Source organism: Martinezella multihospitum (assembly GCF_900094585.1).
In the GTDB taxonomy this organism is placed as follows: Bacteria; Pseudomonadota; Alphaproteobacteria; order Rhizobiales; family Rhizobiaceae; genus Rhizobium; species Rhizobium multihospitium.
In genome coordinates this window covers 191,352-207,965 of sequence record NZ_FMAG01000007.1, presented here as the reverse complement: position 1 = coordinate 207,965, position 16,614 = coordinate 191,352, and the positions used below count along the sequence as shown (strand labels likewise).

Genomic DNA, 16,614 nt, shown 5'->3' with positions numbered 1-16,614 from the left:
GAACCCAACTCAGATCTGAGCGGTACGTGCCTTCGAGGTCGCATCGATCGCCTTCTGCGTGGCGGCATCGCGGTCGTAGACGTCGTTGAAATACTGAATGACGCCGTCCTTGTTCGGCCAGGCGGTGAAGTAGGCGATGTAGATCGGGAACTTCTGCGGCACCGACACGCCCTTGTTCTGGCCGGTTGCGATCTGCTTGGCGACATCGTCGACCGTGGTGTTCAGCACGGCAGCAGCCATGGCGCGCGGGTCGGCAAGGCGGACGCAGCCGTGGCTGAGCGCGCGCATGTCCTTCTTGAAGAAACTCTTCTGCGGCGTGTCGTGCATGTAGATCGCATGCGAGTTCGGGAAGAGGATCTTCAACTCGCCGAGCGCATTGTCGCTGCTCGGCGGCTGGCGGACTGAAATGCTCTTCGTCGAGCCGTACCAGTCGACGCTGGACGAAGCGACGGCGCGGCCGCCCACTTCGACCTGATAGCCCATGCGGTCGAGATAGTTCGGATCGGAACGCAGCTTCGGCAGCATCTCGTTGATGATGATCGACTGCGGAACACCCCAGAACGGATTGAACTCGACCGTCTGCACCTGATTTTCGAAGAAGAAGGTCTGGTGCTGCTTGCTGCCGACGACGACGCGCATCGACAGCTGTTCCTGGTTGTTATTGTAGTAATAGACCATGAAGGCCGGCTGATTGATGAAGACATAGCGCGGGCCGAGTTCGTCCGGCAGCCAGCGCAGCTGCTCCATGGCGATGACCAGCTTCTGGATCTTCGCATCATTGTTTTCGCCGACCATGGCGCGAACGGACGACGGACCGATCACGCCATCAGCCGTCAGACCCTTTTCGCGCTGGAAGTCCTCGACCAGTGACACGAGCTCGGGCGTATAGCTTGGCGTGCCCAGATAAGCGGAGAAAAGATCGGCGTGAGCCGTCTTCAGTGCATCCGAGCCGCGATGCTCGATCGCCTTGACGATATTGGCCATTTCCGGCGAACTATCGCCCGGCTTCAGCGTACCGGCGAGCGAAATGGAAATACGGCTGCCGTCCGTTCCGGCTTCGGAACGAAGCTTGGCCAGTTCCGCCTTCAATTCCATGAATTGCGAATTGGAAGGGCTGCGGCTGTTGAGATAGGCCGTGACATCAGAGCTCGCACGCAACACATCGAGCATGGCCGTCAGGTTGACGTCCTTGCGCTTGAAGTCGTGATAGCCGGAGATCTTGTTCGGGTCGAGACGACCGCGAACCGTATCCTGAACGAACATCAATATCTTGCTCGACAGCGCGAGCTCGAACTGCATGAGCACGCGATCGCGCATCACCGGATCGGCATTCGCCGCGTCGGCGCTCGGCAGCGTCACCGCATAGTCGGCGGGATCGAGACCGACGGAACCGGCATCGGCAAGAACCGCAATGGCAGCCTTGGCCTTTTCGCTGACGGCGTGATCGGCAACCCAGAGAAGCGGCTTGCTCTGATCGGCATAATAGGCTTCGATCGCCTTGGCGATGTCATTGGTCGCCATGACGCGCGCATCCGCCAGATAGCGGCGCTGCGAGACGTCGGTATCGACAGCGATCGGCGTGGGAGAGGCGTCGGCAACGGCGCCGGTCACCACCGGATCGGCGAAATGCGCTGTCGAGACCAAGCGCATCTGATCGGCCTTGTAAGTATAGTATTTCGGCGCATCGACGGTCGGCAGCGGCTGCTTTGCCTTCGGAGGCTCGACGGAGTTCAGCGTCTGCGCCGGGTTGACGGGAACCGGAGCCGAAACCTGCGTGCTCTGCTGACGGCCCTGACCGCCACGGATGAAATCCATGAGGGTCATAGCGCTGGCAGAGGTTGCGCCAATCGAGGAAAGGCAGCAGGAAAGAGCCAGGACGGATGCTGTGGCTTTGATGGCAAGTTTCATTCTCTAATCAGTCCCTGTATCGTACGGTAACTTCGAGCTCGACGGTGCTGTTTTCAACTCGGCCGCGATGTCTTAGACATCATACACCCACTACACTAAAAACGGCGAGACCCCGCCTTTCGTTCAATGCCTCAACTTCACGTGACGAAGCAGTGGCGTCTTCCGCGCTTACTCCACACCGAATTATGAAATTATTGGTTAATCCTTTATTGAAATTTGCCAGGCTTTTTGAGGGGCGGAAAATGCGCCTCCGCGAATATATGCCAAGCGTGTTAAAAAGAGCACGCCCGAAGATCGCATTGAAAACATGATTTTTGTAGTCATGAATGGCGCTTCGATATTTTCATGAGCGCCGTTCGAGCCTATATGGCTGCTATCTGTCTCAATGGAAAGCAGGACCAGGAAGATGACGTCCACCCGCACCGAAACCGATACCTTCGGCCCGATCGAAGTCGCCAGCGACCGCTATTGGGGCGCGCAGGCACAGCGCTCGCTCGGCAATTTCAAAATCGGCTGGGAAAAGCAGCCGCTCTCGGTCGTCCGCGCCCTCGGCATCGTCAAACAGGCGGCTGCACGCGCCAATATGGAGCTCGGCCAGTTGGATCCGGCCCTCGGCAAGGCGATCGTCGATGCGGCGCAGGAAGTCATAGATGGCAAGCTCAACGATCATTTCCCGCTGGTCGTCTGGCAGACCGGCTCGGGCACGCAGTCGAACATGAACGCCAATGAGGTGATCTCGAACCGCGCGATCGAGATGCTCGGCGGCGTCATGGGCTCGAAGAAGCCGGTGCATCCGAACGATCACGTCAACATAAGCCAGTCGTCGAACGATACCTACCCGACGGCCATGCACATCGCCTGCGCCGAGCAGATCGTCCATCACCTGTTGCCGGCCCTGCGCCACCTGCATGCGGCGCTGGAAAAGAAGGTCGCCGACTTCGCCCATATCATCAAGATCGGCCGCACCCATACGCAGGATGCAACGCCGCTGACGCTCGGCCAGGAGTTTTCCGGCTATGCCGCCCAGGTCGCCTCCTCGATCAAGCGCATCGAGCTGACGCTGCCGGGCCTTTGCGAACTCGCCCAGGGCGGCACGGCAGTCGGAACCGGCCTCAATGCGCCAATCGGCTTTGCCGAGAAAGTCGCACATGAGATTGCGGAGATTACCGGCCTGCCCTTCGTTACCGCTCCGAACAAATTCGAGGCGCTGGCCGCGCATGACTCCATGGTCTTCAGCCATGGCGCCATCAATGCGGCGGCGGCAGCCCTCTTCAAGATCGCCAACGATATCCGCCTGCTGGGTTCCGGCCCGCGCTCCGGCCTCGGCGAACTGGCGCTGCCGGAAAACGAACCGGGCTCGTCGATCATGCCGGGCAAGGTCAACCCGACCCAGTGCGAGGCGCTGACGCAGGTCTGCATTCAAGTCTTCGGCAACAATGCCGCCCTCACCTTCGCCGACAGCCAGGGCCATTTCGAACTCAATGTCTATAATCCGATGATGGCCTACAACTTCCTGCAGTCGGTGCAGTTGCTCGGCGATGCGGCAGTTTCCTTCACCGATAATTGCGTTGTCGGCATCGAGGCGCGCGAGGACAATATCAAAGCGGGCCTGGAGCGCTCGCTGATGCTGGTGACCGCGCTGGCGCCGAAGATCGGTTACGACAACGCCGCCAAGATTGCCAAGACGGCCCACAAGAACGGCACGACCCTCAAGGAAGAAGCCCTGGCGAGCGGGCTGGTGTCATCGGAAGAATATGACGCCATCGTCCGGCCGGAGACGATGATCGGACCGAAGTGATATCACTGGACGGTGATCATCCGGGTATGTCCTCCGATGTTGCAGCCGTGTGCATGGCCCCTCACCCAACCCTCTCCCCGCATTGCGAGGAGAGGGAGTTGATCATGCAAGATCAACAACCTCAGTAGGTGCCGCAACACAGAACAAGTCCCCTCTCCCCGCATGAGGGGGGAGAGGGCTAGGGTGAGGGGCCGGACACAAGATTTCAGCATCAAAAGACGCACTCGTCCCGCGCATCTCCTATCGACAATCTCCCATTTTGAGATTTCGACATAGCAGCCAAACAATTGCTTTTGCCTCAAGCCAGATTTAGATCGTTTCCAAACATTTTCCCCGCCATCCGGCTTGAAAGGTTTCACACATGGCTGACGATCTATTTCCTCTCGGCGACGACACGACGCCCTATCGCAAGATTTCCGGCGATTATGTTTCCGTCGACACGTTCAAGGGTCAGGAGATCCTGACCGTCGACCCCGAAGGCATCCGCCTGCTGGCCGAGACCGCTTTTGCGGACATCAACCATCTCCTGCGTCCCGGCCACCTGAAGCAATTGGCCTCGATCCTGGAAGATCCGGAAGCGACCGACAACGATCGCTTCGTCGCCTATGATCTGCTGAAGAACGCCAATATTGCCGCCGGCGGCGTGCTTCCCATGTGCCAGGACACCGGCACGGCCATCATCATGGCCAAGAAGGGCCGCCGCGTCTGGACCGAAGGCGGCGACAGCGGCGCGCTGGCCAAGGGCGTCCTCGATGCCTACGAGAAGAAGAACCTGCGCTATTCGCAGCTCGCCCCGATCAAGATGTTCGAGGAAAAGAACACCAAGAACAATCTGCCGGCGCAGATCGATATCTACGAGGAAGGCACCGATGCCTACGAATTCCTCTTCGTCGCCAAGGGCGGCGGTTCGGCCAACAAGACCTTCCTCTATCAGGGCACACCATCACTGTTGACCCATGACCGCATGCTGGACTTCCTGAAGGAGAAGATCCTGACGCTCGGCACGGCAGCCTGTCCGCCCTACCATCTCGCCATCGTCATTGGCGGCACCTCGGCCGAGATGAACCTGAAGACGGTCAAACTCGCCTCGACGCGATATCTCGACTGTCTTCCCACGGAAGGCTCCGAAAGCGGGCATGCCTTCCGGGATATCGAAATGGAGAAGGAAATCCACAAGCTGACGCAGAGCCTCGGCGTCGGTGCGCAGTTCGGTGGTAAATATTTCTGCCATGACGTCCGCGTCATCCGCCTGCCCCGCCACGGCGCCTCGCTGCCGATCGGCCTCGGCGTCTCCTGCTCCGCCGACCGCCAGGCCAAGGGAAAGATCACGCGCGATGGCATCTTCATCGAGCAGCTCGAGACCGATCCGTCCAAGTACATGCCGGAGATAGACGAAGCCAAGCTTTCAGAATCGATGGTCCGCATCGATCTCAACCGGCCGATGGCGGATATCCTGGCAGAACTGTCTGCACATCCCGTCAAGACGCGCCTGTCGCTCACCGGTACCATCATCGTGGCGCGCGATCTTGCCCATGCCAAGATCCGCGATCGCCTGGAAAAAGGCGAAGGCATGCCGGAATACCTGAAAAACCATCCGGTCTATTACGCCGGCCCGGCCAAGACGCCTGCCGGCTACGCCTCCGGCTCCTTTGGCCCGACGACGGCGGGCCGCATGGACAGCTATGTCGACCAGTTCCAGTCCTTCGGCGGTTCCATGGTCATGCTCGCCAAGGGCAATCGCTCGCGCGCCGTGCGCGAAGCCTGCAAGACATACGGCGGCTTCTACCTGGGTTCGATCGGCGGTCCGGCAGCACGCCTTGCCCAGGATTGCATCAAGAAGGTAGAGGTTCTCGAATATCCGGAACTCGGCATGGAAGCCGTCTGGAAGATCGAGGTCGAGGATTTTCCAGCCTTCATCGTCATTGACGACAAGGGCAACGATTTCTTCCAGGAACTCAATCTGGGATAGAAACCACCACTTACGATCGAACATATTGAAAGGGGTGCATCAGCGCCCCTTCTGTAAAACCATTCTTCAATTGTAATTATTTCCGAATAAAACCGTAATCACAGAGGATTTTTCATAATCACGTCCTTAATATTTTCTCAAAGAATCTTTGTATAGATAAAGAAGGGATTTAACCAATACATGTTACGGAGCTCACCGATGAGTACGGCGATTGCGCCCAAGGCGCAAATTCCCGACGTGGCAGGGCAGATTACATACGCCATGCGATCCATGGGGATCGCACCTATTCCGCGCAATTACGAACTTTTCTACGAAGCCTATATCGGCTCCAATCTCGTTCTCACCCGTGAACTGGCAGCTCTCGGCAAGAGCGCCACCCAGGAAGAGCTGGATGAGATCGGCGCCAAATATTTCCCGCATCACGCAGGTCGTGTCTTTGATGATGCTCATGCCCGCCTGGCCACGGAACTGGATGCCGTCTTGCGTGCCTTGCGCCAGGAACAGACGACGCTCCAGAGCTACAATCGCCTGCTTGGCGAGACCTGTGAGAGCATAAGTTCGAGGAGCCACAACAGCGCCGAACTGCTGCGCGGCGCCATCGACATGCTCGCCGCCGCAACAGGCGACACCATGGCTCATGGGGAAAAGACCGTCGAGAACGTCGCTCAGCGCAGCCAGGAAATGGAGCTGGTCCGCAAGGAACTGGACGAATACAAGCGCATCGCCAATACCGATGCACTGACCCGGCTTTCGAACCGCCGCGCCTTTGAGGACCGGCTGGTCTCGATCTTCGACAATCAGCTGACCAGGCCGACGACCGCTCTGGTACTTGCCGATATCGATCATTTCAAGCGGATCAACGACACCTTCGGCCATCCAGTCGGCGACAAGATCCTTGCGACCGTCGCCTCCATCATCCGCGCCAATGTACGACGCGATGTCTTCGTTGCCCGTATCGGCGGCGAAGAATTCGCCTTGATTCTGGAAGCAACCAGCGTCGAAGACGTCACGACGGTCTGCGAGCGGATCCGCCGCACGCTGCAGATGACGCCATTCAAGAATTCCCGCACCAGGGTCGACTATGGTCCGATCACCCTCTCGCTCGGCATCTGTATGGCTTCGGAAGCAACCGATTCGGGAGAGCTGTATAACAAGGCCGATCTGGCGCTCTACTGCGCCAAGAATGCCGGCCGCAATTGCAGCAGCGTCTATCAGGACGGCATGCAGAAGGACTTCACCAAAAGTTGGCTCATCTACAAGAATTAGAAGCGAAGCCAACCAACCGCCGGCGCTGCTTTCCCAGGCATGCCGGCGGCTTGTTTACCAAAGCGTCTTGGCCGCCCGCGCCGGCGCCTCGCGATCATAGGTTTCCTGGTCGAAATCCGCCTTTGCGGCCTTGAGCATCATGCCTGGGCTCGGTAAGTCCGCCGGGTCGACGAACCGTTCCGCATTCCACAGCTCAGCCCGCATCACCGCCCGCGCGCACTGGAAATAGACCTCCTCGATCGTGATGACGACAACGCAGCGCGGATGCTTGCCATCCATCTCGAAACTGTCGAGCAAGGCCGGCTCGATCGAGACAACTGCCCGACCATTGAGCCGCATCGTCGTATTCGATCCCGGGATGAGAAACATCAGCGCTATGCGCGGATCGCGCACGATATTCGCAAGAGAGTCGACGCGGTTGTTGCCGCGCCAATCCGGCAGAAGCAGCGTCTTTTCGTTTTCGACACGAACGACTCCGCCCAAGTCACCACGCGGTGAGCAATCGAGCCCCTCAGGCCCGGCCGTTGCCAGCGCCATGAACGGCGACGCTTCGATCATTCGGCGATAGAACGGTGTCAGAACGCTCGTAACCTTGGTGATCGACGCCTCGCCAGCGTCACCATAGAGCTGCTTCAGTTCCTCGACGGATGTGACGATGTACATGCGGCCTCACGCTTCTCTGTGGCAATCCACTCAGATCCGGGGCGGCACAGACATTGTTACGACGAGCGACGCAGCGGAGTTCGGTAGAACGATAGCACCGTCCCATCGCCATTTTCGAGCGGATTTTCGGGATTTACGGTTTCCGACAGAAAGCCATCGATCGCCTCGAACACCGGCGCGGCGCTGACGATGCGCCGATGCCCAAAGCCGTTGGCCCAGAAAAGGCGCACATGCGATCCTTCGGCGGCGTAAGTGCGTGCGTGGTCCGCGCTCACCTCCTTGTCGTCCTCGGCGTGGACGACCAGGACCGGCCGTGCCGGATCGAGAATGTCGCGTTTCTGGTCGTAAGCGGCGAGCGTCCTGCCTGTGACGCGGCGAACCTCATCCTCCAGTGCAGCTTGTGTCGCGGGACCAAGGCGCATCAGTCGGCCGAAATCCTTGAACAGCCAACCCATGGCGCTTGGCGAGCCGATCAGCACCAGTTTTCCTGCGCGCAACGGATCCACATCGGGCAGAAAACCCGCGGAGGCCAGTGCCAGCGACGCCCCCCCGAAAGAATGGCCAATGGCGGCATCGAAGGCGCCGAAACGGGCCGACGCCGCTGCGATCGCGGAAACGGCCAAGCGGATATTCAGGAACCGCCCGTCCGAGCGGCCATGCCCGGGAAGATCGAGGGAAATCACCTCTGCCCCACTATCGGCAAGAAAAGCAGCAAGTTCGGACATGTATTCACTGCTGGAACCCCAGCCATGGACCACGAGATAGCGCTTGCGCGATCCCTTGGCTCCGCCATTGAAGCGGTAAGCCATGGCACGGCCGCCCGGAAATGGCAGCAGCACCTGCTCTGCCGCGAGCAGACGCTGCCTGCCCTCCATATGCGCCACCTTGGCCTTCGAGCCACGGGGGCGACGCGATGGCGTCAGGCAGAAAAGTCGGAAAGCCGCCTTGCCGGCGAGCCGCGGAGACAGCCTTTCGAGGCCGGACAGACCCGACCGGGTGACCTTGAGCGCAAAGGATGGCATAGTGGGAATCCAATAATGTTCAACTATGAACAATAAAGTACAACGATGAACAAAAATCAATCCCTTCCCTGGGACCATCCGCGTTTTCGAAGCTGGATCGCCGTGGCGCGCGCCTGTCAGCTGATGCAACAATCACTCGGGCGGGCATTGGCGCATCTCGACATCAAGCCGCCGCATCTCGACATTCTCGTCAACCTGTTTCGCTTTGAAGGGATTTCCCAGCAGGAACTCGCCCGCAAGCTATTGGTCGGCCGCTCCAACATGAGCATGCTCTTGCCGCAGATGGAAAAGCGGGGACTGATCGAACGGCGCGACGATCGTCTCGACAAGCGCGTGCTCCGCCTCCACCTGACCGAGGAAGGGCGACGCGTAACTGAGGAAGCCATGACCATCCAGACCGCGCTCATCGACCGGATGCTCTCGGATGCGCCGATCGAAGAGTGCGAAGCGATCACCGTGCATATGGAGCGCGTCGTCAGCCTATTGATACAGGAAGAGCGTGAACCGCTGGAGCCCGTTGGCGATCAATGATCGCCAGTCGAACGCGCCGAGGGAACGACCCTGTTCAACGAGGCGAATTCCCAGATCGCGACGACGACGAGTACGGCTGTCGCAAGAATGCCGAGCTGGTAGACCACGACCATCGGCAGGGTGATGAGCAACAGTGCCAGCCCGGCGAGCCCCACCATATGCGATAGCGGCGGCCGGCCGGTGGTCACCCCCTTGAACCACAGATTTCCAAGCAGGAAGACTGCCGGGCCGCCCAGAACGGCGGCCGCGGCGTGCATGTCGGCCGCATCGCGGGGATGCGCGAACAGGAATTCGTCGCCGACAACGCTCAGGATAATCCCGGCGAGGATCGGAATATGCGCATAGGTGAATGCCTGTCGCGCGAGGCTGCCGGGCGTGTCGTCATGCTCGATGCGATGAGCCGCTCTTTCATGCCCAAATTGAAAGTAGATCCACCAGAGAGCAACCGTGCCGATGAAAGCGGTGATGAATACCGCCACGATCAGCGGCGTCACCGGCTGCTCGGCAAAGGTCTTGCCGGCTTGCAGGACCGCTTCGCCGAGGCAGATGATGATGAAAAGTGCGCAACGTTCGGCCAGATGCGCACCCGACACGTCCCAGTCCGCCGTCGTCGATTTGCCGAGCCCAGGCACCCGGAAGCCGAGCGCCGGAGCCGCATATTCGATGATGAGCGCGATCAGCCAGAATATGATGCGCGTTTCGCCCTCCATCAGGGCGCCTGAAATCCAGAAGATGCCGGACAGAACGAGCCAGCTGGTGATGCGCAAAAAATTGCGATGGTTGGCCGCGCTGGCATTCTTGAGGGCGTAGACGGTGAACAGCGAACGACCGACCTGCATAAAGACATAGGCGCCAGCAAAGAAAATCGCCTTCTCGCCAAAAGCCTCGGGAATGGCGGCAGAGAGGATAAGTCCCGCAAACATCAGCGTAAACAGCATGATACGCACCGGCATGCGATCCGGATCGAGCCAGTTGGTTACCCAGGCGGTGAAAACCCAGACCCACCACACCGCAAAGATCAGCATGATGGCTTCGAGCGCCCCCATTGGGGTGAAATGCTCGGCCAACGCATGCGCAAGCTGCGAGATCGAGAAAACGAAGACCAGATCGAAAAACAGCTCGACGAAGGAGACCTTGCTCTCGTTCTTGCTGCCCTTGGCGCGAAGCCAGTTTTCCCTACCCCCAAGGATCATGCTTGCGCCCCCTGTCCGTTACTGGAGATTTTCTAGTGCGGCTTTCCAACCGGATCGCGGCTGAGACCCTTTTCCTTCAATTCGGCCTCATAGGCCGCGAAAAGCTCCTGGCCCTTTTCTCCAAGCTCGCGCAGATAGGACCATGTGAAAATGCCTGTGTCGTGCATGTCGTCGAAGCCGATGCGGACAGCATAGTTGCCGGTCGGCGTCATGGACATGATGCCGACATCGCGCTTACCCGGCACGGTAACCTTTTGTCCCGGTCCGTGTCCCTGGACCTCCGCGGAGGGGGACAGCACCCGCAGCATCTCGGCCGGCAAGTCGAAGCTCGCTCCATTATCGAACGTCACCATGAGGTGATGGCGATCCTTCGAGACCCGTAATTCGGTCGGCCAAACGTCACTCATCGATTTTCCCATGCCTTTCAGTGTCTTTCCGAGAATTATGCCGCCACACGTTCACACGCAAGCATAATTGAAAGGCATTTTCCTTGACGCAACAATCGCCTATGCACACATTAGCAGTGTGATGGAGATTTGAGTGAATAGCATTGTCGGTACGATAGGCGGCGCCTCGCCGCTGGCAGCGGATACAAGCCCGATGATCGATCCCTTTGGGCGCGCGGTCACCTATTTGCGCGTTTCCGTCACCGATCGCTGCGATTTCCGTTGCACCTACTGCATGGCCGAGCACATGACCTTCCTGCCGAAGAAGGATCTGCTGACGCTCGAAGAGCTCGACCGGCTCTGTTCCGCCTTCATCGCCAAGGGCGTGCGCAAGATCAGGCTCACCGGGGGCGAACCTCTGGTACGCAAGAACATCATGTTTCTGGTCCGCAAACTCGGTGAGAGCGTGCAGAATGGTGCGCTCGACGAATTGACCCTGACGACGAACGGTTCTCAGCTCGCCCGCCATGCCGACGAGCTTTACGAGAGCGGCGTCAGGCGCATCAACGTCTCGCTCGATACGCTGGATCCCGACAAATTCCGCGCGATCACCCGCTGGGGAGATTTCTCCAAGGTGATGGAAGGCATCGACGCAGCGCAGAAAGCCGGCCTGAAGATCAAGCTGAATGCCGTCGCACTCAAAGGCTTCAACGATACCGAAATTCCCGACCTGCTGCGGTTCGCGCACGGTCGCGGCATGGATCTGACCGTCATCGAGACCATGCCCATGGGCGAAATCGACGAGGATCGCACCGATCAATACCTGCCGCTTTCCCAGTTGCGCGCCGATCTCGAACGTCAGTTCACGCTGACCGACATTCCCTACCAGACGGGCGGCCCTGCCCGCTATGTCGAAATCGCCGAAACCGGCGGCCGCCTCGGCTTCATCACGCCGATGACCCATAATTTCTGCGAGAGCTGCAATCGCGTGCGGCTCACCTGCACGGGCACGCTCTATATGTGCCTGGGGCAGAACGATGCGGCCGACCTGCGCACCGCGCTGCGCGCCAGCGAGAGCGATGCCCTGCTCCATGCCGCAATCGACGAAGCCATTACCCGCAAGCCGAAAGGTCATGACTTTATCATCGACCGCACGCACAACCGCCCAGCGGTCGCGCGCCACATGAGCGTCACCGGCGGCTAACCGAAACCCGGACAATCAACATGCAGCTTGAGCTCCTTCGCAACGCGACGCTGAAGATCGCCTATGGCGGCCATGTGCTGCTGATCGACCCGTATTTTGCACCGCGCCACAGTCTCCCGTCCTTCACCGGCCGCTCTCCCAACCCGATGACGGAACTGCCGCGCTCGATCGACGACATTCTCCAAGGTGTCGAGTTGGTGATCGTGTCTCATCTGCACACCGATCATTTCGATGCCGTCGCGAAGGAGCGAGTGCCAAAATCGTTGCCAATCCTCTGCCAACCCGGCGACGAAGGAACTATCCGTGACGCCGGCTTCACGAACGTCACGCCCCTCACACAATCGACCGTCTGGCAGGGACTGACGATCACGCCGCGGCAGGGCAGCCACGGCGTTGGCCCGGTGGTGGAAAAAATGGGGCCGGTCATCGGCTTCACCCTGGAAGCGTCAGGCGAGCCCATCGTCTACTGGTCCGGCGATACCGTGCTTTATCCGCCAGTCGTCGAGACGATCCGGCAGGTCTCACCCGATATCATCATCACCCATTCCTGCGGCGCCCGCTGGGATGGTGACCTAATCGTCATGGATGACAAGCAGACACTCGAAGTCAGCCGCCTCGCACCGCAAGCGACCATCATCGCAACCCATATGGAAGCGCTCGATCACGCGACCGTCACGCGCCAAAATCTTCGTCAAACCGCAGACGCAAGTGGTCTCGATCCGTCGCGCCTGTTAATCCCCGCCGATGGTGAAACGCTTAATCTCGGCCGGTAATTCGTCCGCAACGCCGTGATTGCGACAGTAAGCTTCAATCAAAATGCGCCGAACCATTGGCCCAGCGCATCAATCGGTTATAAGTTTTATCTAAAGTACCGCTTTATGCTGCGCGATAACGAGCATCCGCATTGCTGTAGCCTGTGTAATCCGCCTCGCCATCGCCGGTGCGGAAGCGGTCGATCTTCTCGGAGAGCATGTCGACGCGCTGGCGCAGGCCGTGGATCTCGGCATTGTTCTCCTCGACCATGGCCGCATTGCGCTGCGTGATCAGCTCCACCTCGGACACGGCGCGCGTCACCTCCTCGATACCGGTCGACTGTTCGGTGGTGGCAGACGAAATATCGGCAACCAGCCTCTGGACCCCAGTAACGTGGTTGATGATCTCCGCAAGCGCCGCGCCGGTCTGCTCGACCAGATGAACGCCATTCTGCACTTGGGCAGAACTTGCCGAAATCAGGCCCTTGATCTCCTTTGCCGCATTGGCGCAACGCTGCGCCAATTCGCGCACTTCCTGGGCGACGACGGCAAAGCCACGGCCCGCCTCGCCGGCACGAGCAGCCTCGACGCCGGCGTTCAGCGCCAAGAGGTTGGTCTGGAAGGCGATCTCGTCGATGACGCCGATGATCGTCGCGATCTTCTCGGAGGAACGGTTGATCTCGCTCATGGCGCCCACAGCCTTGGCAACCACTTCGCCCGACTGCGTCGCATAGGCCTGCGTTTCGTTGACGGAGCTTGCCGTCTGTCGGGCACGATCGGCCGTCGAGCGCACGACGTCGCTGAGGCGATGCAGTGCCCGTGAGCTTTCCTCGAGAGCGGCCGCCTGCTGCTCGGTGCGCCGCGCCAGATCGTCGGCCGACATGGCAAGGTTGCCGGTGCCACCCTTGATTTCCTCGGCCGTGTAGCGAACGTCCGTCAGGGTCTCGCGAAGAGCCTCGACGGCGTGATTGTAGGTGAAGGCCATTTCGACGAAGTCTGCGGAAAGATCTTCGCGCATGCCCTCCTCCAGATTACCGTCGGCAAGCTTGGAAAGGACATCCGCCAGTGCATTGAGCGCCTGTTTCTGCTCGGCTTCGATACGGGCGCGCTCAGCGGCGCGTCGGGCAGCCTCTTCGGCAGAGAGCGCGCGGGCGCTTTCGGCTTCTCGCTCCAGCCGGACATTTTCGAGGGCGGCATCACGGAAGACGCTGACAGAGCGCACCATGTCGCCGATCTCGTCGCCGCGATTGCGGCCGTCGATCGCGACTTCCAGGTCGCCGCTTGCAAGGCGCGTCATCACGTCGGCGACGCGCTTCAGCGGACCACGCAGGGTTTCCACGAGCATGAGGCCACCGATGATGGCAAGCAGCGTGCCGACGATCATGGCGATGACCGAGACATTGGCCGAGCGCTCGCTGTCTTCCTTGCCGAGTTCCTGCGCCTGGGCGACGAAGCCGCGCAGCGAAGTCATCGCATCGGCAAGAAGGCCGTTGGATTGAACACGCGTCGTCTTCCAATCGGCCGCCGTCTGCAGCAGATCGGCCGATCCATTGGTCAGGCCGTCGATCAGCGGCTTCATGTGTGCCGCAAAATCACGCATGGTGGCGTTGGTCTGGCCGAGTTCCGAGATCCTGGCAGCAACGCTCTGCAGATCCTTGAGATCCGCAATCACAGGCTCGCGCGATGCAGCATCGCGGACATTTTCCATGCGCGAGGCATGCAGCGTCAGGCGATCGACGAGGCCGAGCGCCTGGTCGACGTGATCCAGAAGCTCTTTCTGGCCATCAATGATCTTGTCCAGGCTGACGAAACGATCGGCGGCCGTATCGCTGTTCTTGGCAGACTGAAGGGTCATATCGCCCTCGATCTTGACGAAGCTCTGCAGGATCGGCCCCATGGCCTCGACCTTCTGGTCGGGCGTGCCGGAGCCCTTCAAGACCGCATCGAGCTTGTCGGCGGCATCGGAGGCATTGGCGACGAGGCTGGCACCGCGCTTGGAAACCAGTGCCTTGGAGACTGTCACCTGCTTCAGAATCGCGTCCGCATAGGTACGCGCGTCTGAAATCTCTTCGGTGGAATCGGCTGCCATCTGCACCTGAATACGCAGATTGCTCATCTTCTCCGACAGGCCCTTGTAGGCTGCGGCATCATAAAGCAGTTCCTTGGCGAAGGTTTCCTTGTCGCTGAAATCCTTGCGAATGATGTCGATCTGCTTGCCGGCGGCCTTGGCGGTCGCCTCGACGTTTTGCACCGCTTTCCGGATGGCTTCGACGTCACCGTCCTGCTTCTGTTTGATAGACCAGAGCGTGGCTTCCTGCGTGCGCATCTTGGCGGCAAGCTCGGTGACCGGAACGATTTTGGCGCGCTGATCGTCGCTGAGCAGCCCGCTCAAGCGACGGACACCCTGTTCCTGCGCGTCGATCTTGTCGGCCAGTGCCTGGCGCGTCTCTTCCGAAGGCGAGCCGGTGAATTCTTGCAGCGCCGCCTGCAGGTTTTCGAAATCGCTGATATTTTCGATCGTGGCGCGCGTCACGGTCATATGACCATTCAAAATATTGGCGGTGTGGTAGCCGACCAGGCCAACACCGGCGATGAGAACCACCAGCGGCACCACGAAAATAAGGACTTTGGTGACAATCCTGCGGCCTTGCAAAAGACGATCAATGAAAAACATGCGGCGCCTCAACTGGATTATAAAAATCTCCAGCGAAGGCGGGATCGTCATTCCTGCTGCGCTGCGGTAGGTGCTTCTGCCTCATGCAAAACCGCTGTGAGCCTCGGGAAATAAGATTGAATAAGGATTAATCGCCTGCCCGAAACCCTTCGCATTGGCAAAAAAATTACAACCGCCGTATCATTTCGCGACCATTACGCGAAAAACCAACCTTCTTTCGCAGCAATTTCGCCGCACCGCACAATCGAATTCAACTGCAGTCAAAGCACAGTCGATTCCAATTTGCCGAAAACGGCGCTAATCCAAATGGGTATATCGGGGGACTCACCTTTCTCATGCGACTGACCAAGAATACGCAGGGCGCGCTCTTCATGGCGGCCTCCATGGCCGGCTTCTCCTGCAGCGATGCGCTGTCCAAGACGGTCATCGCCACGATGAACGCAGGCGAGATCATCTTCATCCGCGGCTTGTTCACGACTTTTTTCGTCTATCTGCTCGCCCGTAGAATGGGCGCCCTGCGCAATTGGCGCGTCATTCTGCAGCCGATGATTGCGCTGCGCATCGCCTGCGAAGCTCTGGCGGCAGCAACCTATATCACGGCTCTTGGAATGATGCCCATCGCCAATGCCTCCGCCATCCAGCAGGCCGTGCCGCTTGCCGTGACGCTTGGCGCGATGATTTTTTTTAAGGAGCCTGTGGGATGGAGGCGATGGACGGCCATTGCCGTCGGCTTCGTCGGCGTGCTGATCATCATCAGGCCTGGCCGGGACGGGTTCACGACCGCGGCCCTCCTTGCTATCGCCTGCATGTTTGCGACCGCCGCCCGCGATCTGGCGACACGCTGCATCGACAAGGACGTGCCGTCGCTGATGGTCACGCTCTGCACCGCAATTTCCATTTCCATATTCGGAGCATTGTGCATCGTCCCCTTCGGCGGCTGGCAGCCGGTGAGCACGACATCGCTTCTGCAGATCCTGCTGGCCTCCGTCCTGGTGCTGATCGGCTACCAGAGCGTCATCTTGGCCATGCGCACGGGCGAAATCTCTTTCGTCGCACCATTCCGCTATCTCAGTCTCATCTGGTCGGCCCTGCTCGGACTGATCGCCTTTGGCGAAGTGCCGGACGGATGGTCTGTTTTCGGCGCTGCTGTTGTCATCGCTTCCGGCATCTATACTTTCTATCGCGAAAGCAAACGGCGGGCGGCCGAGCCCATCGCGCAGGAATCAGAACCCCGCGTTCCCGCCTGAG

13 protein-coding genes are annotated in these 16,614 nt (G+C 59.5%); 7 read left to right on the top strand and 6 right to left on the bottom strand.

From position 1 onward, the window contains the following. Nucleotides 1–9: 9 nt before the first annotated feature. The gene (locus tag GA0061103_RS25980; RefSeq protein WP_092716273.1) at nt 10–1,908 is read right to left on the bottom strand and encodes a L,D-transpeptidase family protein; all 1,899 of its coding nucleotides are present in this window, start codon (nt 1,906–1,908) and stop codon (nt 10–12) included. A 406-nt stretch (nt 1,909–2,314) separates the two neighbouring features. On the opposite strand from GA0061103_RS25980, the gene fumC reads away from it, so the two are divergent. The 3 genes from fumC (at nt 2,315) to GA0061103_RS25960 (ending at nt 6,941) form a co-directional block, all read left to right on the top strand. Beyond that, nucleotides 2,315–3,706 carry a class II fumarate hydratase gene (fumC, locus tag GA0061103_RS25975; protein WP_092716271.1) on the top strand — a complete coding sequence of 464 codons (1,392 nt, stop codon included), beginning with the start codon at nt 2,315–2,317 and terminating at the stop codon, nt 3,704–3,706. 361 nt (nt 3,707–4,067) lie between these two features. Next, nucleotides 4,068–5,675, top strand: coding sequence for a fumarate hydratase (locus GA0061103_RS25965; RefSeq protein WP_092716267.1), 1,608 nt, complete (start codon nt 4,068–4,070; stop codon nt 5,673–5,675). A gap of 198 nt (nt 5,676–5,873) precedes the next feature. Further along, entirely contained in the window at nt 5,874–6,941 is a 1,068-nt protein-coding gene (locus tag GA0061103_RS25960) for a GGDEF domain-containing protein (protein ID WP_092716265.1), read from the top strand. A 54-nt stretch (nt 6,942–6,995) separates the two neighbouring features. On the opposite strand, the gene GA0061103_RS25955 is transcribed toward GA0061103_RS25960, so the two are convergent. Together GA0061103_RS25955 and GA0061103_RS25950 are read right to left on the bottom strand one after the other, a co-directional pair. Beyond that, nucleotides 6,996–7,604 carry a pyridoxamine 5'-phosphate oxidase family protein gene (locus tag GA0061103_RS25955; RefSeq protein WP_092716263.1) on the bottom strand — a complete coding sequence of 203 codons (609 nt, stop codon included), beginning with the start codon at nt 7,602–7,604 and terminating at the stop codon, nt 6,996–6,998. A gap of 56 nt (nt 7,605–7,660) precedes the next feature. After that, the gene (locus GA0061103_RS25950; RefSeq protein WP_092716261.1) at nt 7,661–8,626 is read right to left on the bottom strand and encodes an alpha/beta hydrolase; all 966 of its coding nucleotides are present in this window, start codon (nt 8,624–8,626) and stop codon (nt 7,661–7,663) included. Between the two features lie 45 nt (nt 8,627–8,671). On the opposite strand from GA0061103_RS25950, the gene GA0061103_RS25945 reads away from it, so the two are divergent. Then, nucleotides 8,672–9,157, top strand: a complete 486-nt coding sequence (locus GA0061103_RS25945) for a MarR family winged helix-turn-helix transcriptional regulator (protein WP_092716260.1) — start codon at nt 8,672–8,674, stop codon at nt 9,155–9,157. On the opposite strand, the gene GA0061103_RS25940 is transcribed toward GA0061103_RS25945, so the two are convergent. After that, entirely contained in the window at nt 9,151–10,350 is a 1,200-nt protein-coding gene (locus GA0061103_RS25940) for a low temperature requirement protein A (protein WP_092716258.1), read from the bottom strand. The genes GA0061103_RS25945 and GA0061103_RS25940 overlap by 7 nt on opposite strands. A 32-nt stretch (nt 10,351–10,382) precedes the next feature. Next, nucleotides 10,383–10,757, bottom strand: coding sequence for a gamma-butyrobetaine hydroxylase family protein (locus GA0061103_RS25935; RefSeq protein ID WP_092716505.1), 375 nt, complete (start codon nt 10,755–10,757; stop codon nt 10,383–10,385). Between the two features lie 133 nt (nt 10,758–10,890). Here GA0061103_RS25935 and moaA point away from each other — a divergent pair, with 133 nt between their 5' ends. Then, complete coding sequence (moaA, locus tag GA0061103_RS25930) at nt 10,891–11,940, top strand: GTP 3',8-cyclase MoaA (RefSeq protein ID WP_092716256.1); 1,050 nt, start codon at nt 10,891–10,893, stop codon at nt 11,938–11,940. A 20-nt stretch (nt 11,941–11,960) separates the two neighbouring features. Next, a complete protein-coding gene (locus GA0061103_RS25925; protein WP_092716255.1) occupies nt 11,961–12,713 on the top strand; it encodes an MBL fold metallo-hydrolase in 753 nt (250 codons plus the stop codon). A gap of 103 nt (nt 12,714–12,816) precedes the next feature. On the opposite strand, the gene GA0061103_RS25920 is transcribed toward GA0061103_RS25925, so the two are convergent. Next, complete coding sequence (locus tag GA0061103_RS25920; RefSeq protein WP_092716253.1) at nt 12,817–15,366, bottom strand: methyl-accepting chemotaxis protein; 2,550 nt, start codon at nt 15,364–15,366, stop codon at nt 12,817–12,819. Between the two features lie 335 nt (nt 15,367–15,701). Between GA0061103_RS25920 and GA0061103_RS25915 the strand changes: the two genes are divergently transcribed. Further along, nucleotides 15,702–16,613 (top strand): DMT family transporter, encoded by a 912-nt coding sequence (locus GA0061103_RS25915; protein WP_092716251.1) that lies wholly within the window; start codon nt 15,702–15,704, stop codon nt 16,611–16,613. Nucleotide 16,614: the final 1 nt, after the last annotated feature.